The sequence below is a fragment of the Acinetobacter sp. CIP 101934 genome, from assembly GCF_000369585.1.
Taxonomy (GTDB): domain Bacteria; phylum Pseudomonadota; class Gammaproteobacteria; order Pseudomonadales; family Moraxellaceae; genus Acinetobacter; species Acinetobacter schindleri.
In genome coordinates, this window is record NZ_KB850105.1 from 1 (window position 1) to 3,810 (window position 3,810).

Consider the following 3,810-nt stretch of genomic DNA (forward strand, 5'->3'; position numbering starts at 1 on the left):
GGTGAAGTGTGTCTAATCAACAGGGTTTTCGGTCTCTAAGCACTTTTTAAAGGGAACATCATCGACTCAAATCACTATTTGCAACAGTGCCGTTTAAATTCATGATCACCAAAATTTTCTAGGATAAGAGCATTCATCATCTTATTCATAGTTATTCCTTATTCTTAACTGGGGGATGATATGCACAGTACCAAAATAAATTAATCCAATAAATGATATTTATAGGATTTAATAATTCCTAAATAATGAATAATAAATATCATCCGCTCACTAAAAATATTCTAGTACAGTCTGTAAAGGCAGTTTAATCTAAACTGTCGGTAGTATTTTCAAGGCTTGAAACGTTCAAAATATCTACAAAGTGGCTAAAATTTGAAACATAATTCTAAAAGGTCACAGCATCACAAAGAACATGAGCCAAAATAAAAAAATGGGAGCTGAAAGTCCCATTCTTTGTGACTTTAGCATCAGCTCTACGATGTTAATTTAAAAAAAAACTAAAAACAGGGATAGAAAATTTTCGCTAAAGGTCTTTTTGATTTTCGATTTATAAAAAATATTGCTTTTTTTATACTATGGGGTACTATAGTATTAATGCTAGCAAGTAAGGAGGTCTGATGCCTAATCAGGTTGAAGACAAAAAAAAGATTCTTCTACGCGTAAGAAAGATCAAAGGTCAGACGCAAGCGATTGAAAAAGCGTTAGAAGACAATGTGGAATGTGGTGCAATTCTGCAACAAATATGCTCTGTGCGTGGTGCTATTAATGGTTTGATGAATGAAATGTTGGAGGTTCATTTAAAGGACACTTTAGTATCAGGTGAAACCACAGAACAACAACGAAAAGAAGAATTGGCTGAAATCGCCAAGATTCTAAAATCATATTTAAAATAGATCTGTATAAGGAATTATTCCATGAAGTCACGCGCTGCTGTTGCGTTTGGTCCTGGTCAACCTCTTCAAATTGTTGAAGTTGATGTTGCACCACCAAAGAAAGGTGAAGTATTAATTAAGATCTCCCATACCGGTGTGTGTCATACAGATGCATTTACTTTGTCTGGCGATGATCCTGAAGGTGTTTTTCCGGCTATTCTCGGGCATGAAGGTGCTGGCGTTGTAGTTGAGGTTGGTGAAGGCGTGACTAGCGTCAAACCAGGTGATCATGTAATTCCACTTTACACCGCTGAATGTGGCGAGTGCGTATTCTGTAAATCTGGAAAATCGAACTTGTGTATTTCCGTTCGCGAAACTCAAGGTAGAGGCGTAATGCCAGATGGTACCACTCGTTTTTCCTACAATGGTCAACCGATTTACCACTATATGGGCTGCTCAACGTTCAGTGAATATACGGTAGTGGCAGAAGTATCATTGGCTAAAATCAATCCTGAAGCCAATCACGAACATGTCTGCTTACTGGGTTGTGGGGTAACAACGGGTATCGGTGCAGTACATAACACGGCTAAAGTACAAGAAGGTGATAGTGTTGCGGTCTTTGGTTTAGGTGGTATTGGTCTGGCAGTCGTACAAGCCGCACGTCAAGCTAAAGCAGGGCGTATTATTGTGGTTGATATGAATCCAGATAAATTTGCGCTGGCAAAAGAGTTTGGTGCAACGGACTTCTTGAACCCTAAAGATTACGATAAACCAATCCAGCAAGTCATTGTCGAAATGACTGGCTGGGGTGTAGATCATTCATTTGAATGTATTGGTAACGTGAATGTGATGCGTGCAGCCCTTGAAAGTGCACACCGTGGCTGGGGACAATCCGTAATTATTGGTGTAGCTGGCGCAGGTCAGGAAATCTCTACCCGTCCATTCCAGCTTGTTACTGGTCGTAAATGGCTAGGTTCTGCCTTTGGTGGGGTAAAAGGTCGTACGCAACTTCCAGGAATGGTTGAAGATGCCATGAAAGGTAAAATTCAATTAGAACCATTTGTGACACACACCATGGGCTTGGATCAGATCAATGAAGCCTTTGATCTAATGCATGAAGGTAAGTCAATTCGTACTGTAATTCATTACGAATAATTCCGTCAGACCTTATACTTTTCCATGCATGTGAATCATGATTGACATGCATGGAATCCTCTAAAACGGCACATCATCTGTAAAACAGATCTATCTATGTATCCATCATGTATAGGTTCAACAAACCTGCCTACATTTTAAATCTTTATCAGTATTCTCTGTGGAGAATGTCAGACTCTTTGTTTACTCGATTTCTCATGAAGTCTTGCTCAACATAGGTAATTGATTATGGAAATAATTGAGAAACATGCTTCTTTTGGTGGATCGCAAGAAGTGTATCGCCATCAGTCAATAGCATTAAACTGTTCAATGAAATTCTCAATATATCTGCCACCTCATGACAAAGATGAGAAGTTGCCAGTTTTATATTGGTTATCAGGACTGACTTGCAACGAACAGAACTTTATTACTAAAGCCGGAGCACAAAAGTATGCGGCTGAACATAAAGTCATTATTGTTGCACCAGATACCAGCCCACGTGGAGAAGATGTACCAGATCATGCAGATTATGATTTAGGCCAAGGTGCAGGATTCTATGTGAATGCAACACAAGCACCTTGGTCACAGCATTTCAAAATGTATGATTATATTGTGGAAGAGCTCAGAAATCTGATTGACCTAAATTTTCCGACCAATCAAGTCCAAAGTATTATGGGTCATAGCATGGGTGGTCATGGTGCATTAGTAATTGGGTTAAAAAATCCTGAGCTGTATAAAAGTATTTCTGCTTTTGCACCGATTGTTGCACCTAGCCAAGTACCTTGGGGGAAAAAGGCTTTCACACATTACCTAGGTGAAACCGAAACTTTATGGAAAAGCTATGATGCGATTGAATTAATCAAAAACGCTGAAGTTCATATACCTATTTTAGTCGATCAGGGAACAGCTGATGATTTTCTTGAAGAACAGTTAAGGCCTAAGCTTCTTAGTGATATGTGTTTGGAACAAGAATATCCTCTTACACTTAACCTAAGAGAAGGGTATGACCATAGCTATTACTTCATTGCGAGCTTTATAGAGAAACATATAGAGTTTCACAGCAAACTCCTAGCTAAATAACTTTGATAGATATGAGGATGTACATGTTGTTCTTGAATGCTTCTTGAGCAATATAATTTTCAGATGAAGAGGTCAGCTTATAAATCTAAGGTAGAGTCAATTGATCCTTATATAACTAAGATTGAATTTAACCATCTCATATCTTAATTTTTTGATTCAAATGTTAATGATATTAACTTGAATAAATTCATAGCATTATGTCGGAATAAAAAAACAGATTTTGGCTCAGCTATGGGATTTTTTTTTAACTTTTATACAACAAAACTTTCTGACATGCATACATTAGCAATGTCAGAATCAGTTTTAATTCTAGTCAATTGTGGAGTTTTAGTCATGCTTAAAACAGCTTTATATGTCCGCCTTGAAGCTAAACCGGGTAAAGAAGACGAAGTGGAAGCTTTCCTTAAAGCCGGTTTACATATTGTAATGGAAGAACCTGCGACAGTTGCGTGGTTTGGCCTACGTCTTGGACCTACAACATTTGGTATATTTGATGCATTTCCTGATGAGGCGGGTCGCCAAGCACATCTATCTGGCAAGGTTGCAGCTGCTTTGATGGCTCAGGCCGATGAGCTATTTTCAGAGCCACCGTCTATTGAAAAAGTAGATGTTTTGGCGAGTAAACTACCAGCTTAAACCGACGCTTAAATGTATGAGTGTGCTGCCTGAAATTTGGCACTGTTGCAAATAGTGATTTGAGTCGATGATGTTCCCTTTAAAAAGT

Annotated in this window: 4 protein-coding genes; all 4 read left to right on the plus strand. The window is 38.4% G+C overall.

Annotated elements, in window-relative coordinates:
• The first annotated feature begins 617 nt into the window (after positions 1-617).
• The 4 genes from F899_RS15120 (at position 618) to F899_RS15135 (ending at position 3,722) form a co-directional block, all read left to right on the plus strand.
• A complete protein-coding gene (locus F899_RS15120) occupies positions 618-893 on the plus strand; it encodes a metal/formaldehyde-sensitive transcriptional repressor (protein ID WP_001133624.1) in 276 nt (91 codons plus the stop codon).
• Between the two features lie 21 nt (positions 894-914).
• Positions 915-2,027, plus strand: a complete 1,113-nt coding sequence (locus F899_RS15125; RefSeq protein WP_000842149.1) for an S-(hydroxymethyl)glutathione dehydrogenase/class III alcohol dehydrogenase — start codon at positions 915-917, stop codon at positions 2,025-2,027.
• Positions 2,028-2,255: 228 nt separating this feature from the next.
• Positions 2,256-3,086 (plus strand): S-formylglutathione hydrolase, encoded by an 831-nt coding sequence (gene fghA, locus F899_RS15130; protein ID WP_005226091.1) that lies wholly within the window; start codon positions 2,256-2,258, stop codon positions 3,084-3,086.
• A gap of 333 nt (positions 3,087-3,419) precedes the next feature.
• A complete protein-coding gene (locus tag F899_RS15135; protein WP_004897265.1) occupies positions 3,420-3,722 on the plus strand; it encodes a putative quinol monooxygenase in 303 nt (100 codons plus the stop codon).
• Positions 3,723-3,810: the final 88 nt, after the last annotated feature.

What these genes read in the sequence shown, in the direction of transcription:
- F899_RS15120 (WP_001133624.1), top strand. Translation starts at nt 618, where the DNA reads ATGCCTAATCAGGTTGAAGACAAAAAAAAGATTCTTCTACGCGTAAGA.
- F899_RS15125 (WP_000842149.1), top strand. Translation starts at nt 915, where the DNA reads ATGAAGTCACGCGCTGCTGTTGCGTTTGGTCCTGGTCAACCTCTTCAA.
- fghA (WP_005226091.1), top strand. Translation starts at nt 2,256, where the DNA reads ATGGAAATAATTGAGAAACATGCTTCTTTTGGTGGATCGCAAGAAGTG.
- F899_RS15135 (WP_004897265.1), top strand. Translation starts at nt 3,420, where the DNA reads ATGCTTAAAACAGCTTTATATGTCCGCCTTGAAGCTAAACCGGGTAAA.